This window comes from Arenibacter sp. S6351L, from assembly GCF_023016025.1.
In the GTDB taxonomy this organism is placed as follows: Bacteria; Bacteroidota; Bacteroidia; order Flavobacteriales; family Flavobacteriaceae; genus Arenibacter; species Arenibacter algicola_B.
The window spans coordinates 52209-78893 of the sequence record NZ_JALKBB010000001.1; the positions used below are offsets into that span (position 1 = coordinate 52209).

A 26685-nucleotide genomic window follows, 5' to 3' on the forward strand; every position below is an offset into this window, starting at 1 on the left:
ATTGGTCTTAATTATATTCATTTAACATTTTACTTATGGCATCCTTGCAGTCAAAATGGTTGGTAGTATTCTTAAACATTTCGGACACATATAAAGTCGTTAATGCTGTTTTTATTAAATCATTTATACTATAACGGAATTCAGTTTTATTATGATAAAGTTCCATAACATGTCTGTACATTTCATCATGCCCTTTGCTACGGAGGATTTTATTAAAATTCTCCTTTCTCCCATTGTTATGGATTATATATGTTCTTAAATAATCATCTATAAAATATGATTCATCTTTTGTTCTAATTTCTATTTTTTCCTGAACTCCCCTAAGAGCATTACCTTTATCAGAAACTGTAAGATTGACCAATGAGCCATTACTGTAAAGAATTGAGGTAGTGAAGGTTTCATCTTTGGTGTTGCTTTTTAGCATTGTAATTTCGGCGGGTATTTCATCTTCTAACCAATAATTACATAAATCAATCCAATGCGTTAAATTACCCGTTATTCTTGTTCCCTGATTTTGCCAAAAATACCAATGATTTTCACTAATTAAAATTTCTTTTACAGAAATATTGATAATAGCCCTTTGTCCATTAAGCCTTTTCTTTATTATTTGATTTATTTTTATGAATCTTCTATTGTACCCTATTTCAATATTTGCTCCTTTTCTATAAAGGTTTGCCAAATTCGTAATGTCTTTTAAAGTAACACAAGGGGGCTTTTCTATAAATATTAAACTTTTTGGATTTTGATGGTATATTTCTTCTGCAATTCGGGTGTGATCAGAATGATAGGTTGCAATAATGGCCATTGGTTTTGAGACTTTCCTCAAAACATGATAGCTGTCTTGAGGTACAATGCCATTATAACTATAACCATACTTTTTTTTATAAAATGATGAAATATTTGCAACGTAATCAACGCAAAATATTTTTTCAAGTTTTTTTATGTTAGGTGCTATATATACCCTAGAATAATCCCCAAGTCCATAGATAAATACTCCTTTTGCAAATATGGTCTCTTCAGAAAACAAAGGTGGCAATTCTTTGATTGCTAGTTGAATTGTTTTATTTGTGCTTAAGGTATTATCGTAATAAGGTAAAAATTGATTGAACATGTTATCTGGTGTATTCGATGCTTTTGGTTCATCATCCCACTCTATAAAATTATTTTTAACGATAAAATCATCAATATTTTCCGACGTTTGAGTACTATAATTTATATATATTTTGTCCTTATATTTTAGTCTTATAGTTGTATGGTATTTATTGAAAACAAATTGTTTGTCTCTTTTTGAATTAATTTTGGCAAAAGTTCTCGAAATACCTTCCGCCATAACAAAAAAAACTAATTTCCTAATTTTATTTTCAACTGCTGGGCGGTCATTGGATTGATTGATTTTGGATTGTTGCACTTCAATTATTTCATCGTAGACCAAATCGCTTAACTTATGAATCTCAATCATTGATTTTTTTGTTAATTATAGTCATAAAAATTTTATGAATATTTTTGTTAAATATTGATGCTGTATATCTTTCATTAAATCGATCAACACAGTTTTTGCTTAATGTTTTTAAATACTCTTTATCACTTAAAAGTGAAATTATTTTCATAGCTAATTGTTCGGGGTCGTTTTTCTGTATTATAATTCCGGTTTCATCATCGATGATTTCTGGTATTGCCCCCTCATTAGTTGTTATTACTGGTAATCCATTTTGTAATGCTTCCAATATAACCAATGGGAATGCATCGTTTAATGTAGGATGAACGAATATTTTTGTATTTTCCAGGAAGATGCTTTTCTCTTTTCCCAATTTTTTTCCATGGATAATCACATTTTGTTCTAGTTTATACTTTACAATTAAGCGTTTAACTTCTCCTAAAATTTGATTATTGACCGTATCGCCTACTACATTAACCTTTATGGTCGGGATTTGGTCTTTAACCAGTTTTATAGCCTGCAATAAGACAAATATTCCTTTGGATGGAAATAGATTGGACAAAAATAGTACATCATCTTTTTTTTCGGTAACAGGAAATGTTTGAATAGGATATTGATTTATAATACCATTGGGTAAAACATATATGGTCACATTTTTTAATTGCAAAGGGTGTAATTCACGTCTTACGAGGCCATCTGAAAGGTGTATTATTACGGAATTATTAAATACCCATTTATATATATTTATGACGAATGGATTTTTCTGGAGGTTATCGGATATTCCCTTACCATGCAAATGATATATAGGTTTAATCCTCAATAATTTAATTATAAAAACAAAAATTAGATCTCTGTAAAAAGTGTTATTTGCAGGTGATATGGTAAAGTATACAAATTGTGGTTTGATTTTAACTCCCTTCAACAAAAGTTCAAAGGCTATTTTTAATGTTCTTAAAACTTTTTTCAGATTGAGTTTTGATAATGTCGTAAGGTCTTCAGAAAATTTTAATTCTACGACATCCTTTAGGTATTCCTCATCAAATATTGATAAATTAAATATATGTTTATTGATAACGGACACTCCATGAACTGGAGGTGGAAACTGTATCAAAAAAAGAATTTTAGGCTTTTGATTTTCCATAAAATATATAGGTAAAATAAATGAGCCAAAAGCAAATTGCGGAATGGGGAACCTCTAGGATTACGTTAAAGGAGACCCATGCGATTAATCCAAATAGTGCATAGAAAAGAAATAGTTCCTCCCTGTCCTTGCTTTTGGGGATTATAAAAATTTGTTTTAAAAAGTTCTTTAAAGGGGAAAGTATTAAAAAAGCAGGAAGCAAGCCTATGTGATGTACTATGGTTAAAAATGAATTATGTGGAGGGGTAACCCATCTTTCAAATTCGTTATTAACGCCTGTAAGCATAAAAGTAGAGTTGATCTTATCTGCTAAAGTTTGGGCAAATTCAATGGTCATATAAGGCAACCCAAAACCATTCCCGAAAATCAAATAGTTTTTTGAAACCGAAGTTTCTAGAATATGATTCCAATACATTAATCGCCAACTTGCATTTGCATCTGTAAATTGGGGCAACTGTAATAAAAGCACCATAACAACGCCCAACACTCCAAGTGTTATGAACCTTATTTTTGGAGAAAATGAAATATAAAAATGTACGAGCACTATGGCAAACACTGCGAAAAATGAAGATGAATGCCCTAACAAAGCCGAAGTTAATAAGGTAAGGGAAAGTAATGCAATTTTTTTAAGTCCTTTGTAATACACTAATACATATCCACCGTATATTATAATCCCCATGACCCCAACTGCGGACAAATAGGAGAATCCTTTTAAAGGCGAGTAATTTGGTATTGTAATATAGAGGTAAGCAAAATATAGTAATTGAAGAATTATGGAAATCTTAGCTAGTTTTTTGATAAAGTTTATCGCAGCGATAATGTTCTCTTTTTTTTGAAATACCTTATTAGCTATAATATAGGAACAGGTAAGGTAAAAAAAAAGAAAGAATTGTCTCATAATCAATACAAAATATACTCCTTTCCATTTTAGAAACGTTACAGAATATATTAAATAAAGCAGTGCCAAAAGAATCAGTAAAAAAATGGAGGGAAATTTTGTTCGCAACGAGCTTTTATGAATAGAAAATAACGTCGCGACCACCAATAGAAAATCGTGTATAAAAATGGGCTCGATTACGGCCATTTTTGAAAATTTCCTATCAAAAAGCAAAAGTGCAATTATTAAAAAAATGAAAATTGCACTTTCAGGTTGTCTAATTATTTTTATTTTCCCTATTTCCAAACTCTATTATCCTAAATTACGGAACATTTCATTTAGTTCCTCTCTAAATTGTTTAACCTTCCTCTTCAATTGTAATCTAATTTCAGTATCGTTTATTAAGATTGCTTCAATATTTTTCGTTAATTCTTTACTTTTTAAATGGTTAATATCGTGAACGAAATTTTCAAATCCTAGCATTTTCATAACTCCTTGGGTTTTAAAGCCCTGATACCGGATAGCGATGATTGGTGTTCCTGCATTTGCAGCCAAAATACAAGAGTGGAGCCTAGTACCAATTAGCATTTTGCACTTTGCATATACCCCGACCATTTCATTTGCATTAAAATCATCTTTTAATACCAACGAATTGACACCTTTTATATTTAATTTTTTCTGTACAAGATAAATAAGATCTAAATCACTTTTACCATGATGTTTTACTGTTACTTGAGGTACAAAAACAGGAAATAAGTTGAATTTTTTAAAGGCTATTTCAATTGAGAGAACAAGGTTATGAATATATTTTTCTTTGGCATTTTTAGGATTCTTGTTTTCGGGAAACGTCCAATTTACAACCGTAACCCCCAATATCTCTTTCTCTTTTGTAATACTCAAATCAATATGAACATCCTTTTTCTCGATAAAGAAGGCACAATCCGGTACCAACGTAATATTTTTTAGTCTATACTTGTTAAGCAGCTTTAGGGACAATTCTTCCCTTACAACAACCTGATTGCATAAGGCAATATACTTCATGGCATATTTTTCACTTTTTCTACTGGCAAAACTACCTATGCTTTGGCCTAAGACCACAATTTGTTTTCCTAATTTGTAGGCAACACTTATAGGTTGTAGTGTACGCCATAAAAAAAGATTGCCTCTTAAATCTTCTTTATCATTAAATATAAACTGCCCACCTTTAACAATTACCAAATCTGCACTTTTAAGTAAACTGTATGCCTTATACTGCCTTCCTCCAAAAATTTTTCCTATAATTCCATATTTGGAAATTAGGAGTTGAAAATAATCTTTGCACAACCTTATGGCTGCAATGGCATTTACCATAATAGACGTTTCTCCACCTATATACGGTGTTGGCAAAATCCCTTGGATTATCTTAATATCATTTGTTTTCATTTTTCTATTATGATGCCAAAAGTGAGAATCTTTTTCTCTAAAGGTTGATAAAAGAGTAATTCGTGCATTAGGATAAAATTCTTTTAAACCATCAACTGTAGCCTGGGTAATTGCCAAGTCACCTTTATTGGAATCGGAATAACCATGTGTAATTACAATATTTTTTTTGCTCATAATCCTGTTTTTGGTCAAAAAAACAGAAACATCAATGTAATCAAGTTACCTCATAGTTATATTTGATTTTATAATGTAATTATATAATTAACTAATTCACATGGGCGTAACCTTAATTTAACATATAAAGACATGACAAATTTTTTTAATTTCAATGGCCTACTTTACTAAGTTAGGTGCATTCTTTAAAGCTTCATTAATTATATGCCCAACCTTATTTTTGACTTTAAAAACGCCAGCCTGTTCAAGCATTATTTGATAATCCTTAAAATAAATTTGTTCAAAAAGCATTATGTTTTTTGCGTCTTTAGCTAATTTTTTACTTGTTCTATCGTTCAAATAAATAAATTCGTTTAATGGGGCACTTTTAACGCCTGTTTCCGTTGATAATGGGAGGTAATGAACTGGTTGCCATGGCGGAGTAATTCTCCTTTTGAATTTTAGTTTATGCTTGGAAATATATTCAGGATCCAAAAGTGGAATATTATAAGAATAGATTCTGATGGGTCTAAGGTATGGATATACATAACCATGATTATCAATAATGGCAAGATCATCGGACCAAATATTGTTTTTGGACATATCCTTTAATATGGCATTCGTTTTTCCTGTTCCTCTCCACCCCATAAGGACATCAACTTTTCCATCTTTATAGATTGAAGAGGCATGGACAAATGTTGCGTTACAATTCAAAAGTAATAGTTGAAGAAGTGGTTCTATAATTTCATCCGTTATGTGTCTTCCTGGAGTTGTTCTTTTAAAGGGTATTCTACCTCTTTTAACTTTTGTGGGTATACCCACCGTTAAAGATTTTTCCGAATCCCGAATAAAATAATGCCCACTTTTTAAAACCAAAGTATTCTCGTCATAAAAGGCGTCTTTACCTAATTCTACAGTTTTTTTAATTTTGGGAATTACATCACTAACATTAATTTTTAAATGGTATTTTGGAGCTTCAATGGTATTGTCGAAGTTATGGTATATCATGTTTAAAAACGACTCACAGGAACTATTTACGGTTCCATAAACGGAAACATTTATTCTTTGAGCTACTGAAAATTCTTTTATTAACTTCATGCCAATTTTTTTAATTGATTAATTGCTATATCTACATTTTCTATTCCCTCGGCAATACTCAAGGTGAAAAACTTCAATTTATCACTTAGATTAAGATTTTGCTTTTCAAGCCAAATAGGATCTGTTTCCGTAATGTAGTTGATTCCCTCTTTTTCATGTTCGTTTATTTCGTTAATTATCATCTGCATATTTATGGCGTTAAGATTATTTAAGGAATTTTCGGCACCTCTTTTAAGATGAATTATAAAATCGGCCTTACCCTCGTATATATCCGGTCTTCCACTAATGGATCTATTGTAAAAAGTTGTCTTAAACCTTTTTGGTCTGCCGCTGCGAAATGGTTCTTCTATTGTTCGAATAATATTTCCATTTATAAAACAGTAATTGTCAGATAGTACATTAACATTATTTTTTCTTGTCAAATTTAGTATTAATGTAGATTTCCCAATTTTGCTTCCTGCTACAATAACAAAAGTTTTCTTATTGTACATAAATGAACTTGCATGCATTAAGGAGAAACCATCCTTTTGTGCATTATATTCCAAGGGTTCTATAATAGACTTTCGAATAATAGACATATAAAGTTCGGGAATGCCAACGACACTACCCCTATTTACAATAAATTTATACATACTTCTGACACAGGCCCTAGGAATATTTATTTTGGTAATTCTAGTTCTAACCAATTTTTCGGTTATAATTCTTTGGTATGAAAAAAGAGTTGTCTTAACTACTTCAACATTCTTACTTGGCCTATCAAATTCTACCAGCACAGTTTTTTTTGAGGGTTTAATTTCGCTAATTGACCAGTTTTTGAATAGTAATTTAATATAAAAAGACATTAATATTCCTCCCTTTACATGGATTTCTATATTGCCACTGCTCCATTGTGTTGAAAATATTCCTTTATATATACTCATGATTCCTTCAATTTAAAATAGATCAATACAGATATTCCATAAACCGAAAGTGCAAAAAAGTAAGAATAGAGTTGTGGGCCTAACAAATATTTGGACCCAATAAAAATTATAGTCAATAGGCCTAAGGGTAAAAGATGTTTCATTCTATCCGTTATGAAATTCTTTTCATTTAGGGATTTGATGTTTAAAATTGACAAGGTAATTTCACCGATCAACACTGAAATAGAGATATATGCCGGATTGTGTTTCATGAAAACTGAAAATAGTATGCCGGATATTACAGTAAGAAGCGCAGCGATAATTAAATTCCAACTATATGCCTTGTCTTGTTTTTGCAACAATAATCTGGTCCCTGAACTAGTCGTAAAAGATGATAGGAATCCTGCTAATCCAAGTATAATAAAAGTCGTGGTGTAGGATGAATATCTTTCACTAAATAGCAGTGATATTATTGCATTGGGATAAAAAAGCAATGTGTTAAAAAATACTAACCCGGCGACCATAGCAAAGGAGTCAACTTTAAGGGAAACGGAATCTTCCATAAGTTCTTTGAAAAATGTCTGTACAATAATTCTTCTTACTCCTTTGAAAATCATGTAAAATTTTAAAGCAATATAGGCAATGGCTATAGCCTCGTCATCATTAAAATATGATACCACATTGATTATACCAATACCAATAAAAAACATTGAAAAGCTGGCAATGCCTATGTCAATATTACCTAAATACTTTTTTAAACTCTTGAATTTAGGTCTTACAAAGTAATTGACCTTTAACGTAAAGGACACTAATAGTCCTGTAATAAAATATGAGAAAACAATACTTGTTACAAATAGGAATACAATATTATTGGTAAAATAAACTGATGCAATTACTAGAACAATCGATGGAATCAGGACTCTTATTAAAGATACAAAAGCACCCATAATCGGCATTCCTCTTCCGTACAGTGCATAATCGGCATTCAAAGCAATAATTGGAGCGAAAAAAAACACATAGTTTTTGGTATAAATATAACCTGATAAACCTACAACTATTAAAATGATCGAAAGAGTTACCCTTGCTGATTGTGCCTCAATCAACTCGGTTTTCCAATTCTCTAGCAAGGCAATATCCCTGGTTGACGATAATTGAAGCCCAAAGGCAATAATTGCAACAATAAGCAAAGTTAAAGAGTCAATTTCCCCTATCAAGGCAATAGTATCGTTTTGGATATATTTTGCTATATACTTTAAAGAAAGTAAGGTAGTTAAATGCCCAAGCCCTGTTAAAGAGGCTATTATTAATAGTCTTTTAATCATTTAATACACCACAAAAATCCAATACCATTTTGTCTTTTTTCAATTTTAATGTTTTAAATTCTTTATGGGCTACCAAAAACACAATAATGTCGGCTTTTTCAGCTGCGTCCTGATAAGAAGTAAGTTTAAAGACCTTATGTTCATGTATATTAGGCTCTACAATGAAATACTCCTCATTGTTGGCATTTTGTAGCACTTTTTGGGCAATATATTTTGCAGGAGATTCCCGTAAATCATCAATATTTGGCTTAAAGGCCAAACCCATAATGGCAATGCTTGGTTTTCTGCCTTGTTGTAGTTCAAATTGCAATTTGGCTGTTTGCACCTTTTCGGCGCACCAAAAGGATTTGTAGTTATTTATTTCCCTGGCTTTTCCAATAATTTGGGATTCCATGGGATATTCTGCAACGATAAAATAGGGATCTACCGCAATACAATGGCCCCCTACACCACAACCTGGTTGTAATATGTTCACCCTAGGATGTTTGTTGGCCAATGCAATTAATTCCCATACATTAATGTCGGCCTTATCACAGATAAGTGATAATTCGTTGGCAAAGGCAATTTGTACATCCCTGGAAGAATTTTCTACCAATTTGCACATTTCGGCCGTACGGGCGTTTGTTTTATGTAATTCTCCTTTAATAAATCGTTTATAAAAAGCCACTGCCTTTTCTGTGGAAGCCTGGTTAACACCACCTATAACCCTATCATTATGCACTAATTCATACATGACATTTCCAGGCAAAACCCGTTCGGGACAATAAGCTATAAATAATTTTCCTTCCAATTCTGGGCGTTGGCTATATATCAGTCCCATCATTTTTTCAGTGGTACCCACTGGAGAGGTAGATTCTATAATATACAGATCATTTTCTTTCAATAAAGGCAAAACAGCCTTGGTGGCAGCTTCTACAAATGAAATATCCGGTTCGTTTTTTCCTTTGAAAGGTGTAGGCACTACAATTAGGTAGGTATTGGCCTCCTTGGGGGAAATGGCCGCCTTTAAAAAGCCTCCTTTTACGGCATTGGCGACTGCCAAGTCCAACTCCGGTTCAATAATATGAATTTTTCCAGCATTTATAGTTTCCACCACCTTTGGATTAATGTCCACACCATGGACATGGGTGTTATTTTGGGCTATTAGTGCCGCTGTAGGGAGGCCAATATAGCCTAAACCCATCATTACTACTTCTGGTTTGTTCATATTAGAATTGTCTTGTTTCAAATGTGTATTTTGTCCTTTTGGATTTTAAACCTTTTTAAACTTGGCTCGGTCAATGCCTTTCCTATTAATAATTTAAGTGTTCTGTTCCGTTTTTAGTAGTAAATTTAACCTCAAAATATGGTCAACAATCCTTGTACAGGCTTTTCCGTCCCCATATGGATTATGTAATTTGCCCATTCTCTCATAAGCTTCGGTGTTGTTTAGAAGTTTGGAGGCCTCCTCAACAATTTTCCCTTTATCAGTGCCTACCAAAACTACGGTTCCAGCATTTACGGCTTCTGGACGCTCCGTAGTGTCCCGCATTACCAAAACGGGTTTACCCAAACTAGGTGCTTCTTCCTGTACTCCGCCACTATCGGTAATGATTAGATAGGATTTTTCCATCAGCCACACAAAGGCAGGATAGGAGAGGGGCGCAATTAGTGAAATATTATTGATATTTGCCAGAAGTTCATATACGGGCTTTTGTACATTTGGGTTTAGATGTACCGGATATACGATTTGTGTATCTGGATTTTCTAGGGCAATTTGTTTTAATGCTTCGCAAATGTTTATGAAACCTTGACCGTGATTTTCCCTTCTATGACCAGTAACTAATATCAATCTTTTATTGTCATCCAAAATAGTTTTTAACTGAGCAACCTCTGAATCCCTAAAAGTGTTGTTATTTACCTTGTTTACACTAAATAATAGGGCATCGATTACTGTATTTCCTGTTATAATAATACTTTTTCCCTGTTTATTCTCGCGTATCAAATTGTCCCTTGAGGTTGTCGTAGGCGCAAAATGTAAGTTGCTCAATACTCCAGTAACACTTCTGTTCATCTCCTCAGGGAATGGGGACTGCATGTTAAAGGTTCTTAGACCAGCTTCGATATGGCATACTTGCGCGCCCGCATAAAAAGCAGCCAAACTGGTAGCCATAGTTGTTGTTGTATCCCCATGAACATACACGTAATGGGGTTGAAACGCCTCTAAAACCGGTTTTAAGTTGGTGATTATATCGGCCGTAAGAGTAAATAAATTTTGATTGGGCTTCATTAGATCCAAGTCAAAATCTGGAATAATTTCAAAGAAATCCAATACTTGGTCCAACATTTCCCTGTGTTGTGCTGTAATACAGACTTTGGTCTCAAAATTATCTGGAAATTTTAGAAACTCTTTTACCAAAGGTGCCATTTTGATGGCTTCTGGCCGGGTACCAAAAATTATTAAGTTTTTTATTTTCATTCTTATAAATGATTTTAGCTACACACTTTGTAACACACTAAATTTCGGTCGGTTGGCAAAACTACGATAATTATTGTCCTTAACAATATTTGTAGTATTTTTCAATCCGTTTTCTTCAATTATGTTCTGTGCAAATCCAAACCAACTCATAGCTTGTCCGTCTGTATAGTGGTAAATGCCGTATTGCTCATTTTTATTCCGTATTAAATCCAATATGTATTTGGCTAGATTTGAGGCATTGGTCGGACAGCCCATTTCCTTGTCGGTAATACGTAATTCCCCCCCCTTTATTGCCTTTTCCAAAATGGTTTTGTAAAAGTTGTTACCAAATGTTTTGTGATACAACCAAGAGGTACGGACAATAAAATACTTGTCCAATATTTCCTGGATGTACTTTTCCCCCTCCCATTTTGAACGGCCGTATTCGTTGATGGGGTTGGGCAGGTCAAATACAGTATAAGGGGAGCCTTTTTCTCCGTCAAAGACATAGTCTGTAGAAATGTGTATTAGCGTTACTTTGTATCTACTACAGACTAGAGCTAGATCTTTAACAGCCTCTGCATTCACTTTAAAGGCCATTTCCGGGCTTTTCTCCGCATGTTCAACGTTGGTATAGGCGGCACAATTTATACAGTAGTCAAAATTGCCGTTTTCTATTATTTTATCCACTTGCACATAGTCCGTAATGTCCAAGGCTTCGGAATTGGCAAACACAAATACTAATTGTGGATACTCCATAGCTATGTCCTGAATACTAAGACCCAATTGTCCGGATGCTCCGGTAACCAGAATCCGTTTTATAGGTGTAAATCTTTCCATAGGGGCAATTGTAGGTCTTTTGGGGAAATAATCAAATCCATTCCCTTTGTTTCCCAATCTATTTTTAAATCGGGGTCGTTGTATTTAATACCCCTTTCAGCATCTTTGCAGTAATGGGAGTCACATTTATAGGAAAAAATTACATCATCTGTCATGGCCAAGAATCCATGTGCCATACCTTTTGGTATAAAAATTGATTTCTTGTTTTCCGATGATAATTTTAGTGTAAAATGCTGGCCAAATGTGATGCTTTCCTTTCTAAGATCTACAATAACATCTAACACCTCCCCTTTTAATACCTGCACTAATTTTGCTTGGGAATGTACTCCAGTTTGATAGTGCAAGCCTCTCAAAACTCGTTTTTTGGAAACTGAAATATTATCTTGAATAAAATTTATTGACTTGCCAATGGCTTGATCCAGAATGGTTTTATGATAGGATTCAAAAAATAACCCTCTCTCATCCACATGAATCTTGGGCTTTAAAATAAAACAGCCTTTTAGCTTTGTCTCTGTAATTTTCAATGTTTCTATTATTATGTTGTTATCCGGTTATGGAGTTATGTTGTATTTTTTAAATCGGTTGAACGGTGATACAGTTATACGGTTATTCCCTAATCAGACCAATCAGATATTTGCCATAGCCACTTTTTAATAAGGGTTTTGCCAACTCCCGAAGTTGTTCTTTAGAAATATACCCCATGGTATATGCTACTTCTTCTATAGACCCTATTTTAAGTCCCTGCCTGTCTTCAATGACCTCAACAAATTGGGAGGCCTGCATTAGGGAGGCAAAGGTACCCGTGTCCAACCAGGCCGTTCCCCGATCTAAAATACTCACCTTTAACTTTCCTTTTTCCAAATAGGCTTTGTTGATATCGGTTATTTCCAGTTCCCCTCTTTTGCTCGGTTTTATTTTTTTGGCAATGGCGACTACCTCATTATCGTAAAAATATATGCCAGGAACAGCATAATTGGATTTTGGATTAGTCGGTTTTTCCTCTATACTTATGGCCTTTCCTTCCTCATTAAACTCCACTACTCCATAACGTTCCGGATCCTGTACGTGGTAACCATAGATAATTCCACCATCCGGATCATTATTAGCTTGTAGTAGATCAGCCAGACCGGACCCATAAAAAATGTTATCGCCCAAAACCAGGGCTACTTTATCCTTTCCAAGGAATTCTTCGCCTATGATAAACGCCTCTGCCAATCCATTGGGATTCTCTTGAGAAGCAAATTTAAAATTGCAACCCAATTGGGATCCGTCGCCCAAAAGAGTTCTAAACTGGTCTTGGTCTTGGTATGTGGTTATGATCAAGATTTCCCTGATACCAGCTGACATTAGGGTGGCTAAAGGGTAATAGATCATCGGTTTGTCATATATGGGCATCAGCTGTTTGCTCATTGCCAAGGTAATGGGATATAATCTAGTTCCTGAGCCTCCTGCCAATATAATGCCTTTCATGATTTTGTGGTTATATAAGTTATGCAGTTAAAATGATATGGAGTTATCTTGTGAAAAGGTTATCGAGTTCAGTGTTTTCTACTTCATAACAGCGTAACTCCATCACCCCAAAACTTTATCACATTATTTATACTGTTTTTCATAATATTCTTGATACTTGCCCGAAGTTACGCTATTTAACCACGGTCCATTGGTCAAATACCAATCAATTGTCTTTGCTAGGCCTTCTTCAAAGGTAACGGAAGGTTCCCATCCTAATTCCTTCTTTATTTTAGATGCATCAATGGCATACCGTAGATCGTGACCTGGCCTGTCCTTGACATAAGTGATGAGTTTTTCACTTTCTCCAGCGGGCCTTCCCAATTTTTGGTCCATTTGCTTGCATAGCAATTTTACCAAATCGATATTCTTCCATTCATTAAAACCGCCAATATTATACGTTTCGGTATTTTTTCCGTTGTGAAATATTAAGTCGATTGCTCTTGCATGGTCCAACACATATAACCAATCCCTTGTGTAATTACCATCTCCATACACGGGTAAGGGTTGTTTTATGATGATATTGTTTAAAAATAATGGAATCAATTTTTCGGGAAACTGATTTGGGCCATAATTGTTGGAACAATTGCTGATTAAATAAGGTAGTCCATAGGTTTCCCCATAGGCCCTAACAAAATGATCCGAGCTCGCTTTTGAGGCTGAATAGGGAGAACTAGGATTGTAGGCCGTGGTTTCCGAAAACAATCCAGTGTTGCCTAAAGAACCATAGACTTCGTCCGTACTTATATGGTAGAATCGTTTGCCTCGAAAATCTTTTTCCCAGATGGATTTCGCTGCGCTCAAAAGATTTACCGTTCCCAGGACGTTCGTTTTTACAAAGGCCAAGGGGCCGGTTATTGATCTATCCACATGCGACTCTGCTGCTAAATGAACAACACCCTGAAATTGATACTTTATAAAAAGAGCATTAATAAAATCGGTATCGCATATATTTCCTTTAATAAAGGTATAATTGCGAGATGACTCTATATCCTTTAAATTCTCTAGATTACCGGCATAGGTTAGTGTATCCAAATTAAATACATGATAATTTGGATAGGAGTTTACCAATCTTCTAACCACATGGGAACCAATAAAACCGGCCCCACCGGTAACCAAGATATTCATGGATTATTCTTTTTTATAGTTCTTCAAATAAGTGTTTAAATCTAACAGACTTAATATTAATAAGGTAATCGCAATGAATCCGAGTGGAATCCAAAATTTATAACTATTGAAAATTCCTTTTACTTCAACACCCCTTCTAGGGAAGGCAGAGATTACATTTAGAATACTGGATTTATTGGCCCGTTCTTCATTGAGCAATACCAAGTTTTCTTTTAACTTATCCACTTGGTTGATCAAGGCCAATTCTTTGTTTTCCTGGCCTCCGTTTTCCCCTAAACTAATATTGGTACCCTGCTGTGGTTTTTCAGCTTCTTTTTCCATCACACGCTTGTAAAGATGTTGTAAGGAATCTACCTCCATTAATTGCTTTTTGTATAGGCTGTCCTGAAGGCTTATATTTTGGTCACTAATACTTTGTTGCAACTGAAAATATTCATTTCGGGAAATCGATTTGATAATTGACGGCTGTATAGCTTTGGCAACGGTGCTATTTGTTGCCGTAACAGATATGGTGTGGAATCTTGCATCCATGGAGTTGAAATTTTTCAAATAATTCTCCATGTCGATGGCCTTTTTGGTAGTCGAATCCAAACTACGCACAAATTTATCGAATAATTGTACCTTTTGGTTTTCGTCCGAATAGGACTCCACTACAAACTTTTTTAATTTTGAAGCTTCGGAGACACTAACATCCAAAGCCTCTGCCAAGGCGGTGGAGTCTTCTGCCTCCGCCAATTCATTGTAGAAATTTACGTTGTTGTACAATTGTTGAACACTGTTAAAATTAGGTTCAACTACCATCGTGGAAATAAATTTAGGCTCTTTTATCATGTCTAGGTATATGCCTAAGGCTAATCCAACTACAGCTGCAACCACAAATTTTATAAAATGTTTTTGTAAAAAAAGCAGGAACAGGATAATCGTATGGAAAATACCTCTAAAAATATTACCTATAAAACGGAAAAATTTCTTAAAACCATTTCCAATTAATTGAAACAGTTGCCCCAAATCTACTTCATCCGAAGAAGAGGAGCTGCTATTTGTCGGTTGTTGATTAGCCATAAACTAGGAATTAAATATTTGTGTTAGTATTTTATCGGTTATTAAATAGGTGGGTTTTACCCCTGTGGTCCCCAAACCACCGGATGCCAAGGTGCTCCCTGTTTCCAAAGGGTTATCGGAAGCATAATAGGCATAACGTACTTTAACATCTTCCCTAATGCTCTTTCTAATTTTGGATGCGGATTGTATTGCCTTCTGATAATGCACCCCTTCCATTTCCAACCCAATTACGTTCCAAGTGGATTCATGAAAGAATTTTAGGATGTCCCTATTTTGCAAAGAGGTTCCCAATACAGTCACCATGGCTCCTTGTAAAACTTTTAGTCCGTTGCCTTCAAAATCCTCTTTTCGTAATTCATTTACGAAGGGGTAATTGTCTGCGGTTCCTTCAAAAATATGGGCATCGGGAATCATTATATCCCCTTTTCCGCCTTCCAGAATTCCTGCTTTTCCCATAATGGTAATGGAGGTCACATTTAAAAATACCTCTTGGTTTTTTTTAATCTTGTATGGTTTCAGCAATTCATCAATGGTTTCATAAGCTTGCTCCCCAAAAGCGTAATCCATAACAAAGATAACAGGTTTTTCATTTTCTGGACAGTTTGTTGGCAATTGGTAACAACAGGCGTCTTTGCCCAATTTGGCCATGTCAAAAATTTGTATATCTATATTGGTGCCAGAAACGTCATCAATGGCGATCATCCCGTTCTTTTTCGCTTGGGCAATTACCTTTTCCCTTAAACCGGAATTTTTGGGAATGCTCAAAGCCTCATATATCTCCAATTTTGTCTTTCCTGCCAAGGTTTTGGACAATGCTTTTTTGGCGAACAATGAATTCATTACGCTGTGCATATTGGCACTTATGATATGGATGGGACGTTCCATAAGTCCGTTTTCCTTTAATGCCTCTTTAATCCTGTTGGCCCAACGTTCCCCATGAATGTGATGTCCCAAGCGCTCCCGTAACATGGGACTAAAGGTAATAGCTCTTTTGTTCCCTGTGGTTTCTTCCTCAATGGCCAGTTTGCCCAACCAATAGATAATCTTTAAAAAACGTTCCGGATCTGAAGCTGTTGAGAGTTTTTTGTGAATCCCCATTACCTCAATAAACGGTCTTCCCAAAACATTGGCCATATGTATTAGGGCGACTTCCCTTTCCCTTTGGCTAAGTTCCTCTTTGTTAGCAGCCTGTTCCAATTTTACCCAATCCCTTATAGTTTTGTCCGTGTCTTCTATAAGGACCTTTTTGCTAAGTTTCTCGGATTCGATGAACAAAAAGGTAAGATGGGTTAGTATATCGTAAATATCCGATCTGCCACGGGTAATCTCAATGTTCATCTGTTCATCATCTATCCTGTAACAGTTTCTCCGTCTTTTGGGTGGAATAATAGGCTTAAATTGGGAACCGGCATAGCCTTCATCCGAGGTGAGGTTTATAAACCGGCATTGTTCTATGCCTTCCGGCAATCTTTCCAAAACATACAACAGCCCATTAAGTTCTGCTTTTTCCTCAGCAATGGAACCGTATATTTCTGGGCGTAGTTGTAAAAGAGATTGTCTTAAGGTTGCTCCGGAAACACCTGACGGCTTGTAAAATCCACGGTTGAAAAGATGCCGCATTGTTATGTACAAGCGTTCAATGGCATTGGTGGAATCTTGTGCCCTAGTAGTGTTAACGGATTTACTCATAAGCAGATTTCGTGCAAAACTACAATTTATATTGTTTATTTTATTTCCGGTAGAGCTTTTCTCAGATTTCTTCCTAACGCTAAAATTATAAATTTAGACTTTTAGGTAATCAATAATTGTAAATATTAAAAAATAATGGCTGGTTTTATTATGAGTTCTTTATTTTAGACCAGCTTCTTAATCCATCGGCTACTTTTCGGTCATTGGATAAGCGCTGTACTTTGTTCTGACCTCCCAACTTTCCAATAGACTTCATAAATTCTTGAAATCCATCTTTTTTTATTTCGGTAATTTTTAAAGTTTGGAGAATTTTACCTTCAATTAAATCGAAATAATAAGTGTTTTGCTGCTGCAAAGCCTTATCCAAGATGCTGATGAATTTTTTAATGTCTGATGGGGGATGTTCAAATTCGATCAGCCATTCGTGATATGGAAGTTCTTTTTCTTCCGGATTAATTTGTGGGGCTACTGTAAATTCGTTTATGCTGGCATCTGTTCCCTCTATAGCCTGTTTCATTGCTTCTTCCACTTCCTTACCTATAACATGTTCCCCAAAGGCGGAGATAAAATGTTTAATTCTTCCGGAAACGATGATTTTAAAGGGCTTCAATGAAATAAACTGAACGGTATCCCCAAGATTGTAAGCCCATAAACCGGCGTTGGTAGATATGATCATTACGTAATTTACTCCCAGTTCAACATCGTTGAGGGTAATACGTTTGGGGTTTTCCACAAAGAATTCATCGGCCTTGACAAACTCATAGAAGATGCCCGAATTCAATAACAAAAGCATTCCATTTTCCTTTTGGGAATTTTGGTAGGCGAAAAATCCTTCACTGGCGGGGAATAGTTCTATACTGTCTACGCGTCGCCCGATGAGGTTCTCAAATTTTGCACGATAGGGCTCGTAGTTAACCCCTCCATAAATGAATAGCTGAAAATTTTTGAATAGATCTCCTATTTTTTTGTCCGTTTTCTTGTTCAGCTTTTCAAAATACATTTGAACCCAAGAGGGTATTCCCGCAATAACCGTCATATCCTGGTTGACCGTTTCCTCTACAATTTTATTTACTTTAGTGTCCCAATCTTCCAAGCAATTGGTTTCCCAGCTGGGCAATCTGTTTTTTTGGAGATAATTGGGAACATAATGGGCAGATATCCCCGATAATCTTCCGATTTTAATCCCATTTTTTTCGTTCATTTCGGGACTTCCCTGAAGAAAAATCATTTTTCCATCCACAAAATCTGCATTGCCCGTTTCATGAATATAATTTAGAATGGCATTTCGCGATGCTTCAACTTGGTACTTAATGGATTCATGGGTAATGGGAATGTATTTAACCCCAGAAGTGGTCCCGGAGGTTTTTGCGAAATAGGCAGGTTTATCCGGCCATAATACATCTCTCTGACCAGCTACCACCTTCTCCACATATCCCTTTAATTCTTCATAGTCCCTAATGGGGACGTTTTCAACAAATTGGGAATGGGTTTTTATCTGCGAAAAATTGTGATCCTTACCAAAGTCGGTATTGTTGGCTGTAGCTATGAGCGATTGGAATATCTTTTCCTGGGTTTGAATGGGATTATTTACCCATTCGGCAGTTTTTTTCGCGATTTTCTTGGCAAATATTTTTGCTGCAAATGATTTTAAACTCATTTGAAATTATTTAAAATCTATAAAATTTAATGGATCTATCGGGCTACCGTTGCTCCATAGCTCAAAGTGTAGGTGTGGTCCTGTGGTCAACTCCCCTGTATTTCCTACCGAAGCAATGACCTCTCCAGATCTCACTACATCACCCTGCCCCTTGTTTAAGGATCCATTGTGCTTGTAAACGCTTAATAGTCCGTCCATATGCTCCAAGATAATTACATAACCGGTTTCCGCTGTCCATTCGGCAAAAATTACGGTACCGTTGGCTACTGCCTTTATGGGACTGTCCATGGGAGCAACCACATCTACGGCAAAATGCTTGTTTTCGGTATTAAATTCTTGGGATATTGTTCCGGATAGGGGAGAAAAAAGTACCTGCCCGGGATTGTTAATGTTTCTTTCAAACAAATTGTATTTATCCTCCAAAGCTACCTGTTCCCTCAATAAGGAATCTTCCTTGATCGGAGTTAGATCTATAGTAGAAGGATCCAGTTTATACTGGTCGAATAGGGAGTCCCTATTAATTTCATTATTTTCGACATCACCCCTTAGTACTTTTCTTATATTTTCTAAATACCTGTTGGTATAATTTAGTGTAGCAACTAAAGAATCAGTCCTATAGGTAAGTTCGGTGGCTTGTCGCTTTAATTTAGTGGAAGAGTATCCCGGAATATATTCGCGCAATGGTGTAAAGGCTATTAGCAATATGGTGAATCCAATCAACCCAATAATGAACAGAGATCCAGTTACAAAAACATTCATCCTGCTCAGCTTAAATGAAATTTTTTCCTCAAAGGTACTTTCATTCAAAATCACCAGACGATACTTGTGTAAAAGTTTCTGCTTAATTTCCTTTCTTTTCTTTACCTTTTTGGCCATAATGAACAAAGATAGGGTTAGTATTTAACTTTAATTCCTTTATTGTAGATTTTGATTTCCCACAATTTTTTCACTGCAAAAGTATCTATTAGGAAAATATATTCTAAATTAGAATAATTAAAATATATTATAGACGTTAAAATTAACAGCATTCTAACATCTTTTTTAGTACCTTTGTTATTCTTAAATTATTATACCATGATAACTTTAAATACATTCTTAGCCATTGGGCCAATGCAAATCGCCTTGGTTGTGGCCATCGTCCTACTATTATTTGGAGGTAAAAAAATTCCGGAATTAATGCGTGGATTGGGAAGCGGCATTAAAGAATTTAAAGATGCTTCCAAGGAAGATGATAAATTGGAAGAGAAAAAGGAAAAATAGTTCATATTTTAAATATTTACAAAGAACATCTGCCATAGTGCAGGTGTTTTTTTGTTTATACACTGACCAAATTCACATTTCTTTTCAATCAATGCCGCTTGAAGGACTTGATAAGTGGATAATTTAATGCCCGAAATTTCTTGTAAAATATATAGCTGATCTATCGTGTAAGGGATGTCCCATTTTATTTCTTCATAAAAAGGAAAAATACCAATTGGAATTTTGGTTATACTTCCCAACTATATTTGTAGCGCTTGATTACCAAATCTTTAGTCTTAAAAAATGGGTCAACAATAGATGGAAACGGAACTAATTTATAATTTTCTTCTGTTTATTCGTGTTTAATATGCTGTGGTTTTTCCCGTTGAAAGCTAAATAAATCTCTGTAAATGGCTATTACACCATTGAAAACAGAGGATTCACAACAAATTATTTTTTCACGGCACTAACCGCTCTAGTTTTAGCGTTGGTAATAAAATATAAGGTATTTGTAATTCACTAGGGAAGTTAATTATGAATTTTACAAATGCCGCTATATTATTTGAATATTGGACCCCCAAGATTTTTTAATAGAATAAACATGAAACAACTTCTAACAGCCTGCTTGCTCCTTTTTGCTATTATTGGCAGTGCCCAAGGAATAAGGAATAACGTTGCCTCCGTTATGGATAAACGGTATTCCAATATAGATATAAGCGCCGGTAATGGATCCAATTCTTCCAACATTAGGGTTACCCCTGAATTTTTTAGAAAGAGGGCTGCTGCAAATCGTATAAAAAGCAGGACTTTTAAAAATATTAAAGGGGCAGATGAAGGCTTTTATATTGTCTCTGGTGTATTTTCCGATTTAGGAAATGCTCAAAATTTGGCTCAAAATTTAAAAAGAAAAGGTTTTGCAGCAGGTTATATTAGTAACCCCAGTAATGGTCTTAACTACGTCTATTTAAGTAGGTATGATACATTGGATAGCGCTATAGCTGCTTGCAATTCCAAGTTGAATGGTACCTATACTGATCCATTTTGGCTAATGAATGTGGATAATGGTGGTACATCAAAAAAGATAGGGATAAACGGCAATGGTACTGTTTCAAATTTGCCTTTACCTAATATAGCTTTGGACAAGAATTCAGATCAAGCGGTAAAGGATTATCCGAAAGGGGTTAGAGCTCTGGATCAAGATGAAAAACCCGAGCCAAAGACCAATAATACTGCGCCCAAGGAGGAATTATCCGTTGAAGAGGTTACTTATGAAATGCTAAGTCCTATTGCGGAGGAACCAATGGTAAAGAATAAAGAAAGGGGAAACAGTTTAAATGAAAATTTAAACCCCAATGCTGCAAGGCTTATAAATAAAGCTGATCAATATTTTGATAAAATGTGGTATGCTGAAGCTGCCGAACTATACGAGGAAGCACTTAAAAAAGACTCCAATAATTATTCCCTTGAAATACTTCAAAAGGCAGGAGATTCCCATTATTACAATACGAATATGGAAAGGGCCTATTATTATTACAATATCATATTTGAAAGATATGAAGAAGAAGTGTCGCCCGACCAAATTTTTAAATATGCCCATACCTTAAAGGGGACCGGTAAATATTCCAAATCCAAGAGAATGATGCGTCTCTATGACAAGGAGGTTCAAAAAGGTAATGTAGGTTCTAAAATGGATTTTAATGCAAGCCAAAAGGAAGCCGTCCTAGACAATATTCTTAATATGGAACTTAAATTTGGACTTAAAAACTTGGCAGTAAATACTAAGTATTCAGAGTTTTCGCCTATGTTTTACAATGATGACGAAATCGTATTTGCATCCGCTAAAGACTCCTCCATTTTTAATACCAGACGGTATAAATGGAATAATCAACCTTATTTGGATCTATACGTCTCCAAAGTAAATAAGGAATCCCAAGACCTTAAGGAAGCAATTAGGTTTTCGAAAAAAATAAATTCCAAGTATCACGAAGCTTCAGTAACCTTTACCCCGGATAATTCAACCATGTATTTCACAAGAAATAATTATGGTAAAAAACTAAAAAGGGACAAAAATGGGGTCAATCATTTAAAAATATATGTTTCCAATAAAGTTGATGGAGAATGGACCGAAGCTGAAGAAGTGCCCTTTAACAGCGATGATTATTCTACCGGGCATCCAGCATTAAGTCCGGATGGGAAAAAACTCTATTTTGTTTCGGATATGCCGGGAACCATTGGGGATACCGATATTTTTGTGGTAGATGTTTTGGATAATGGAAGTTACTCGGAGCCCAAAAATTTAGGTCCTGGTATTAATACGGAGCAGAAGGAAATGTTTCCATTTATCAATGATAAGAAGTTATACTTCGCTTCCAATGGCCATGTTGGACTAGGAGGATTGGATGTTTTTGAAGTGGCTTATGATGAGGAAGGTTTTAAAGAGGTAACCAATATGGGTCAGCCAATTAACAGTAATAAGGATGATTTTTCCTATATCGTAAATGAAGAAAACCAAAAAGGATATTTTGCCTCCAATAGACGTGGAGGTAAAGGGGATGATGATATTTATTCCTTTGAAAGACTCGTACTTGAAGAAGTAGTTAAGAATGCCATTTCGGGTGTAGTTACCGAGTTGATTACCGGCGATTTAATGCCCAAGGCCCTGGTCACCCTCTTGGATGAGAATAATATTAAATTAAAGGAAATGGTTACGGAAGATGACGGTTCCTTTGTCTTTGAAGATTTGGATTCCAATACCAAATACACGATCAAAACAACTAGGAGCGAATTCTTTGAAAATGTAGTTACAGCCGAAACCAAGAAAAATGAGGTGGTAAATGTGGATATTACCATGAAAAAGCTAAAAGAGCTCATTGTAATTGAAGACGGGATTAAAAAGCTTAAGACCGATATGATTTTCTTCGATTTTGATAAATCCTACATAAGAAAGGACGCATCGTTGGAACTTGATAAATTGGTGGAAGTGATGACCGAGTATAAGGATATGGTAATAAAGATTGAATCCCATACCGATTCCCGAGGTCCTGATGTCTACAATAAATATCTATCGGACAAAAGAGCCAAGTCTACGAAGGCCTATCTTATTTCCAAAGGCATTTCTGCAGACCGTATTGAAAGTGCCATTGGTTATGGTGAGGAGCGTTTGATCAACGAATGTGGAAATGGAGTTCGTTGTAGCAGGGAGAAACACGAACTTAATAGGCGTTCAGAATTTATAATTGTAAAGATGTAATTTCAAGACATACCCTAAATCAATAGGGTTATAGCCGCCTTTCCTTTATGGACAAGGCGGTTTTTTTATACTTTCAATTCAACAAATATACTGTTGAGTATTATTTTTGACTTAACCAAATTCCCGAGCTAGACCGTGCGAAGTCCATTTAGTAGATGTTTTTAATATTATACGGAGGACTTATCATAATGTAAGTGTTTGCCATATTAAGACTTTTTTTGAACATGTAGAAATCTATTGCTGTATATAGTTGTATCCCTTTGGTTCTAAGGTTGTGCTTAGTGGGTATGGCAGCCAACGTAGAAGTTATAATAAATAGTCAAATCCGTTTTCACAACGTTTAAGGGTCTATTTACAACAAAAAAGTCCGATGAAATACCTAATCGTTATATTTTGAGTTATATAAGTCTAATAACCAACCATATAACCAAACCAAATATTATGAAAAACGTTCTATTAGTTAGAGAAATTTATTTAGAGGCATTTAGAAACCTAGGTCACGCTTTTGTTAAATCCTTTTTTAAGGTGATGAGCTGGTTTTGTTTTGCTAGTTTCTTAATCGTACTCTATGCCTTTATATTCAGAATTACTACGGGCTTTGCATTTGATTAAAACCATAAAAACCAACCAAACCAGAAAACGCCCTCAAGGGCGTTTTTTTGTTTCCTATAGGCCTTCTTATCCCTTGCTTTGGCTTAGACCAATTTGAGAAGCGGGGTTCAAAGCTATTTTGATGCGTTTTATCGGTGTTTGTATTATTATGCGGTGCAAGTTTATGTCAAAAAAAATAGGGCCCGTAAAAGGGCCCTATACAGTATATTTATTTTTTACAATGTCATTATTTACTGTCCGAGAACTTCACTGTTTTTAAAATGGCTTCAAGCTGGAACATATCGTCCCTTTTTTCAGTAGCTGGAGCAAAAACAAAACCTTCAATGACCACTTTCCTATTGTTTTTGTCGTCGTTGATGATATAGGTAAGAAAAGGTCCCGCCATGGGATATCCGTTTATCTCCCATATGCCCTTAACTTCGGCAGCCTTTCTATTGGCAACTTCCACGGGGAAAACATAAGGAGCAAAGGCTTTTTCGGTCATCATATAGGTTATTTTTCCAGGTACATCGGGCCCCGGAATATATTGTTTTCCTATAGAATCCCGCATGGCCACAATATCCTTAACAAAGGTGGAGTCGTTTTTAAAATAATCATTGGGAATATCATATGCTATAATATTCATACTCCCTTTTTGAATCTGTCTATCGATCCATATAAAATTGTTCTCCTGCTTTCCTACCTTATAAATAGAGGGTAGGGACAGGGTTATGCCCAACTTATCGTTCAATACTGTTTCTTTACTAAGTGATTTTAAGAAACGCTTTTGTGACTCCTGGATTTCTACCTCCTTAAAAGCTTTGATAATCTCATCGGCTTTAGCATCCAAATTTGAAATAATTTCTTCATCCGTTCTTCCCTTGATGACACCAACTTTTTGGGGAGTGGCATAAACATCGGTTTTAATGTGGGCAAGGCTCAATGTATCTTTTTCAACAAAAAGCACCGAACGGGTTTGTAAAATGGTGCCAGAGAAGACTTTTTGGGGCATTTGATTGATAGTGAACAGGGGCTCCTCCCAAGAAAGGCCCAGAACAGGCGCTGCAAAATGCTGTCTTACCCGGTCCCCAACTTTCCCTTCCCATAGTTCATTGTCCATTACAACCGCCAAGGAATTTATGGCACCGATGGACTCTGGCAGATATTTCTTTTTCTCTTTTTCTTCACAAGAGACAATGATCAAAGAAAGTAATAATACTACTGCGGTAATTTTTTTCATATAGTTATTTATTTACGAAGAACAATCGCACAATTTTAACTTTGTGCCCGGTTTTATGTCATTACCACTAATACCGTTCCATTTTCGTAAATTATCTATACTAATTCCAGGATATTTTTTAGAAATGGTCCAAAGGGAGTCCCCACTTTTAACCGTATGTACCTTATTACCCGCCGCAGCCACTGAATTTGTTGAGCTCTTGCTGGTATTTGTTGAGCTTATCGATGATGGAATTTTTCTTGGATAAATAGTTAATCTTTGACCTATTCTAAGGTTGTTGCTTCGTAGACCGTTCCAATTTTTAATTTGGCTAACACCTACTCCGTACCTTTCTGCAATCTTTCCCAAGAAGTCGCCACTGCGAACCTTGTATGTAATTTGGTCTTTAGACTGTACTATTTGTGGTAAGGGCTCTTCTTTGGATTTTAGTTGATTCTGTACATGGGCATAGATTGCCTCCTCATTGGCGACAAATTTCCCCAATGCATCCACTGGGAGCCGCAGGGCATAATTCTTATCCTTGACATAGGGAATTACCTTTAACTTGTAAGCAGGATTCAAAAACATCAATTCCTCTTCGCTAACATCTACCAATTCCGAAATTTGATTAAAGGTAATAGTGCTCTTCACATGTATGGTATCGGTCTCAAAATAAGGACGATCAGTGACTTGTCTTGTAAATCCATGTTCTTCCGCATATTCAAAAATATACATGGTAGCCAAAAATGCCGGTACATATCCCGCTGTCTCCCTGGGAAGGTTTCTTCTTATATTCCAGTAATTCTTGTAGCCCCCAGATCTTCTTATAGCCTTGTTTACGTTACCAGGCCCAGAATTATATGCCGCTAGAGCCAAATCCCAATCGTTAAAAATACCATGTAGTTTTTTAAGATATAAACTGGCTGCCTTGGTAGAATTAATGGGATCGCTGCGTTCATCCACATAACTGCTTACATCCAAATCGTACATTTTCCCGGTACCGTACATAAATTGCCACAAACCGGTGGCGCCGACCCGCGAACGGGCTCTCGGATTTAGTGCAGATTCAACAATGGCCAAATATTTAAGTTCCAAGGGTACATTTTGATTGTCCAACTCCTGTTCGAACAAGGGGAAATAAAACTGGCTAATAGTCAACATTCTGCTCATCATATCCCTTTTACGGGTAAGAAAGTATCGTATTACATTTTCCAACGAGGGATTGTAAACAATGTTAAAGGGTGTTTTTTGATTTAGGAGCTTCAGTCTGGCCTTTAAGGTGTCCGTATCTACATTGAAATGATAAACAGAATCTATTTCCAGGGCAGTTATGTCCTGATAAATGGAATCGAATAAAGAGGAACTGTCGTACAATTCCTTCATCCATAGGCTATCGAACTTGGCAGTTTCTGGACGGTCCTTTAAATCATATTTTTTCTGACCTTTCACCAAAAGCAACGGATTGTCCTGAATATCATCCTTGGCTTCCATTGTTTCCATCTGCTCAACACCTTCCATATCCATGGCCGTAGTATCCACTGTAATTTCTTGTGTCTTCAAGACATTAAGGCCTTGCTTCGCAGCGGGTATTGAGTCAAATTCCTGTGCTACGCCTGTAACAAAGAAACCCATAGACAAGACTCCCAATAATATATATCTGGATGTATTCATAAGGTTTGTTTTTTTAAGCGGGGCAGACTAAAATCGTGATTTTTTT

23 protein-coding genes are annotated in these 26685 nt (G+C 35.6%); 3 read left to right on the forward strand and 20 right to left on the reverse strand.

Annotated features, from left to right (window positions below; genetic code table 11):
- Positions 1–7: 7 nt before the first annotated feature.
- The 17 genes from MWU82_RS00165 to MWU82_RS00245 all read right to left on the reverse strand — a co-directional run bounded on the left by MWU82_RS00165 (position 8) and on the right by MWU82_RS00245 (position 19545).
- Positions 8–1459: a hypothetical protein gene (locus MWU82_RS00165; protein WP_247094833.1), complete on the reverse strand. Its 1452-nt coding sequence runs from the start codon at positions 1457–1459 to the stop codon at positions 8–10.
- Positions 1452–2576 (reverse strand): glycosyltransferase family 4 protein, encoded by a 1125-nt coding sequence (locus MWU82_RS00170; protein ID WP_247094834.1) that lies wholly within the window; start codon positions 2574–2576, stop codon positions 1452–1454. The genes MWU82_RS00165 and MWU82_RS00170 overlap by 8 nt, the downstream gene beginning before the upstream one ends.
- Positions 2557–3474 (reverse strand): hypothetical protein, encoded by a 918-nt coding sequence (locus MWU82_RS00175; RefSeq protein ID WP_247094835.1) that lies wholly within the window; start codon positions 3472–3474, stop codon positions 2557–2559. Before MWU82_RS00175 ends, MWU82_RS00170 begins: the two co-directional genes overlap by 20 nt.
- Before the next feature lie 291 nt (positions 3475–3765).
- A complete protein-coding gene (locus tag MWU82_RS00180) occupies positions 3766–5049 on the reverse strand; it encodes a polysaccharide pyruvyl transferase family protein (protein WP_247094836.1) in 1284 nt (427 codons plus the stop codon).
- A 159-nt stretch (positions 5050–5208) separates the two neighbouring features.
- The gene (locus tag MWU82_RS00185) at positions 5209–6126 is read right to left on the reverse strand and encodes a hypothetical protein (protein ID WP_247094837.1); all 918 of its coding nucleotides are present in this window, start codon (positions 6124–6126) and stop codon (positions 5209–5211) included.
- On the reverse strand, positions 6123–7046 hold the full coding sequence (locus MWU82_RS00190) for a hypothetical protein (RefSeq protein WP_247094838.1): 924 nt from the start codon (positions 7044–7046) through the stop codon (positions 6123–6125). Before MWU82_RS00190 ends, MWU82_RS00185 begins: the two co-directional genes overlap by 4 nt.
- The gene (locus MWU82_RS00195) at positions 7043–8347 is read right to left on the reverse strand and encodes a hypothetical protein (protein WP_247094839.1); all 1305 of its coding nucleotides are present in this window, start codon (positions 8345–8347) and stop codon (positions 7043–7045) included. The genes MWU82_RS00190 and MWU82_RS00195 overlap by 4 nt, the downstream gene beginning before the upstream one ends.
- Entirely contained in the window at positions 8340–9554 is a 1215-nt protein-coding gene (wecC, locus tag MWU82_RS00200; protein ID WP_247094840.1) for a UDP-N-acetyl-D-mannosamine dehydrogenase, read from the reverse strand. The genes MWU82_RS00195 and wecC overlap by 8 nt, the downstream gene beginning before the upstream one ends.
- A gap of 93 nt (positions 9555–9647) precedes the next feature.
- Entirely contained in the window at positions 9648–10805 is a 1158-nt protein-coding gene (wecB, locus tag MWU82_RS00205; protein WP_247094841.1) for a UDP-N-acetylglucosamine 2-epimerase (non-hydrolyzing), read from the reverse strand.
- A gap of 18 nt (positions 10806–10823) precedes the next feature.
- On the reverse strand, positions 10824–11624 hold the full coding sequence (rfbD, locus tag MWU82_RS00210; RefSeq protein WP_247094842.1) for a dTDP-4-dehydrorhamnose reductase: 801 nt from the start codon (positions 11622–11624) through the stop codon (positions 10824–10826).
- Complete coding sequence (rfbC, locus tag MWU82_RS00215) at positions 11603–12148, reverse strand: dTDP-4-dehydrorhamnose 3,5-epimerase (protein ID WP_247094843.1); 546 nt, start codon at positions 12146–12148, stop codon at positions 11603–11605. The genes rfbD and rfbC overlap by 22 nt, the downstream gene beginning before the upstream one ends.
- 82 nt (positions 12149–12230) lie before the next feature.
- Positions 12231–13094, reverse strand: coding sequence for a glucose-1-phosphate thymidylyltransferase RfbA (gene rfbA / locus MWU82_RS00220; RefSeq protein ID WP_247094844.1), 864 nt, complete (start codon positions 13092–13094; stop codon positions 12231–12233).
- A 123-nt stretch (positions 13095–13217) separates the two neighbouring features.
- On the reverse strand, positions 13218–14261 hold the full coding sequence (gene rfbB / locus MWU82_RS00225; protein ID WP_247094845.1) for a dTDP-glucose 4,6-dehydratase: 1044 nt from the start codon (positions 14259–14261) through the stop codon (positions 13218–13220).
- Positions 14262–14264: 3 nt separating this feature from the next.
- The gene (locus tag MWU82_RS00230; RefSeq protein ID WP_247094846.1) at positions 14265–15323 is read right to left on the reverse strand and encodes a hypothetical protein; all 1059 of its coding nucleotides are present in this window, start codon (positions 15321–15323) and stop codon (positions 14265–14267) included.
- Positions 15324–15326: 3 nt separating this feature from the next.
- A complete protein-coding gene (locus tag MWU82_RS00235; RefSeq protein ID WP_247094847.1) occupies positions 15327–17012 on the reverse strand; it encodes a hypothetical protein in 1686 nt (561 codons plus the stop codon).
- A gap of 148 nt (positions 17013–17160) precedes the next feature.
- Positions 17161–18669, reverse strand: coding sequence for a GH3 auxin-responsive promoter family protein (locus MWU82_RS00240; RefSeq protein WP_215947577.1), 1509 nt, complete (start codon positions 18667–18669; stop codon positions 17161–17163).
- Between the two features lie 6 nt (positions 18670–18675).
- On the reverse strand, positions 18676–19545 hold the full coding sequence (locus MWU82_RS00245) for a M23 family metallopeptidase (protein ID WP_215947578.1): 870 nt from the start codon (positions 19543–19545) through the stop codon (positions 18676–18678).
- A 198-nt stretch (positions 19546–19743) separates the two neighbouring features.
- Here MWU82_RS00245 and MWU82_RS00250 point away from each other — a divergent pair, with 198 nt between their 5' ends.
- Positions 19744–19929 (forward strand): twin-arginine translocase TatA/TatE family subunit, encoded by a 186-nt coding sequence (locus MWU82_RS00250; protein ID WP_031446154.1) that lies wholly within the window; start codon positions 19744–19746, stop codon positions 19927–19929.
- Between the two features lie 8 nt (positions 19930–19937).
- On the opposite strand, the gene MWU82_RS00255 is transcribed toward MWU82_RS00250, so the two are convergent.
- Positions 19938–20168 carry a hypothetical protein gene (locus tag MWU82_RS00255; RefSeq protein ID WP_247094848.1) on the reverse strand — a complete coding sequence of 77 codons (231 nt, stop codon included), beginning with the start codon at positions 20166–20168 and terminating at the stop codon, positions 19938–19940.
- 341 nt (positions 20169–20509) lie between these two features.
- Between MWU82_RS00255 and MWU82_RS00260 the strand changes: the two genes are divergently transcribed.
- Both MWU82_RS00260 and MWU82_RS24355 read left to right on the forward strand, forming a co-directional pair.
- Complete coding sequence (locus tag MWU82_RS00260; RefSeq protein ID WP_247094849.1) at positions 20510–23158, forward strand: OmpA family protein; 2649 nt, start codon at positions 20510–20512, stop codon at positions 23156–23158.
- Positions 23159–23599: 441 nt separating this feature from the next.
- Positions 23600–23770 carry a DUF6747 family protein gene (locus tag MWU82_RS24355; protein ID WP_348646971.1) on the forward strand — a complete coding sequence of 57 codons (171 nt, stop codon included), beginning with the start codon at positions 23600–23602 and terminating at the stop codon, positions 23768–23770.
- Between the two features lie 226 nt (positions 23771–23996).
- On the opposite strand, the gene MWU82_RS00265 is transcribed toward MWU82_RS24355, so the two are convergent.
- A complete protein-coding gene (locus MWU82_RS00265) occupies positions 23997–24989 on the reverse strand; it encodes a DUF4837 family protein (RefSeq protein WP_215947580.1) in 993 nt (330 codons plus the stop codon).
- 12 nt (positions 24990–25001) lie between these two features.
- Positions 25002–26639, reverse strand: a complete 1638-nt coding sequence (locus MWU82_RS00270) for a lytic transglycosylase domain-containing protein (protein WP_247094850.1) — start codon at positions 26637–26639, stop codon at positions 25002–25004.
- Between the last annotated feature and the right edge of the window lie 46 nt (positions 26640–26685).

Bases quoted from the DNA above. Each gene is read 5' to 3' on its own strand.
- MWU82_RS00165 (WP_247094833.1), bottom strand. From the start codon at position 1,459: ATGATTGAGATTCATAAGTTAAGCGATTTGGTCTACGATGAAATAATT.
- MWU82_RS00170 (WP_247094834.1), bottom strand. From the start codon at position 2,576: ATGGAAAATCAAAAGCCTAAAATTCTTTTTTTGATACAGTTTCCACCT.
- MWU82_RS00175 (WP_247094835.1), bottom strand. From the start codon at position 3,474: ATGAGACAATTCTTTCTTTTTTTTTACCTTACCTGTTCCTATATTATA.
- MWU82_RS00180 (WP_247094836.1), bottom strand. From the start codon at position 5,049: ATGAGCAAAAAAAATATTGTAATTACACATGGTTATTCCGATTCCAAT.
- MWU82_RS00185 (WP_247094837.1), bottom strand. From the start codon at position 6,126: ATGAAGTTAATAAAAGAATTTTCAGTAGCTCAAAGAATAAATGTTTCC.
- MWU82_RS00190 (WP_247094838.1), bottom strand. From the start codon at position 7,046: ATGAGTATATATAAAGGAATATTTTCAACACAATGGAGCAGTGGCAAT.
- MWU82_RS00195 (WP_247094839.1), bottom strand. From the start codon at position 8,347: ATGATTAAAAGACTATTAATAATAGCCTCTTTAACAGGGCTTGGGCAT.
- wecC (WP_247094840.1), bottom strand. From the start codon at position 9,554: ATGAACAAACCAGAAGTAGTAATGATGGGTTTAGGCTATATTGGCCTC.
- wecB (WP_247094841.1), bottom strand. From the start codon at position 10,805: ATGAAAATAAAAAACTTAATAATTTTTGGTACCCGGCCAGAAGCCATC.
- rfbD (WP_247094842.1), bottom strand. From the start codon at position 11,624: ATGGAAAGATTTACACCTATAAAACGGATTCTGGTTACCGGAGCATCC.
- rfbA (WP_247094844.1), bottom strand. From the start codon at position 13,094: ATGAAAGGCATTATATTGGCAGGAGGCTCAGGAACTAGATTATATCCC.
- rfbB (WP_247094845.1), bottom strand. From the start codon at position 14,261: ATGAATATCTTGGTTACCGGTGGGGCCGGTTTTATTGGTTCCCATGTG.
- MWU82_RS00230 (WP_247094846.1), bottom strand. From the start codon at position 15,323: ATGGCTAATCAACAACCGACAAATAGCAGCTCCTCTTCTTCGGATGAA.
- MWU82_RS00235 (WP_247094847.1), bottom strand. From the start codon at position 17,012: ATGAGTAAATCCGTTAACACTACTAGGGCACAAGATTCCACCAATGCC.
- MWU82_RS00240 (WP_215947577.1), bottom strand. From the start codon at position 18,669: ATGAGTTTAAAATCATTTGCAGCAAAAATATTTGCCAAGAAAATCGCG.
- MWU82_RS00245 (WP_215947578.1), bottom strand. From the start codon at position 19,545: ATGGCCAAAAAGGTAAAGAAAAGAAAGGAAATTAAGCAGAAACTTTTA.
- MWU82_RS00250 (WP_031446154.1), top strand. From the start codon at position 19,744: ATGATAACTTTAAATACATTCTTAGCCATTGGGCCAATGCAAATCGCC.
- MWU82_RS00260 (WP_247094849.1), top strand. From the start codon at position 20,510: ATGAAACAACTTCTAACAGCCTGCTTGCTCCTTTTTGCTATTATTGGC.
- MWU82_RS24355 (WP_348646971.1), top strand. From the start codon at position 23,600: ATGAAAAACGTTCTATTAGTTAGAGAAATTTATTTAGAGGCATTTAGA.
- MWU82_RS00265 (WP_215947580.1), bottom strand. From the start codon at position 24,989: ATGAAAAAAATTACCGCAGTAGTATTATTACTTTCTTTGATCATTGTC.
- MWU82_RS00270 (WP_247094850.1), bottom strand. From the start codon at position 26,639: ATGAATACATCCAGATATATATTATTGGGAGTCTTGTCTATGGGTTTC.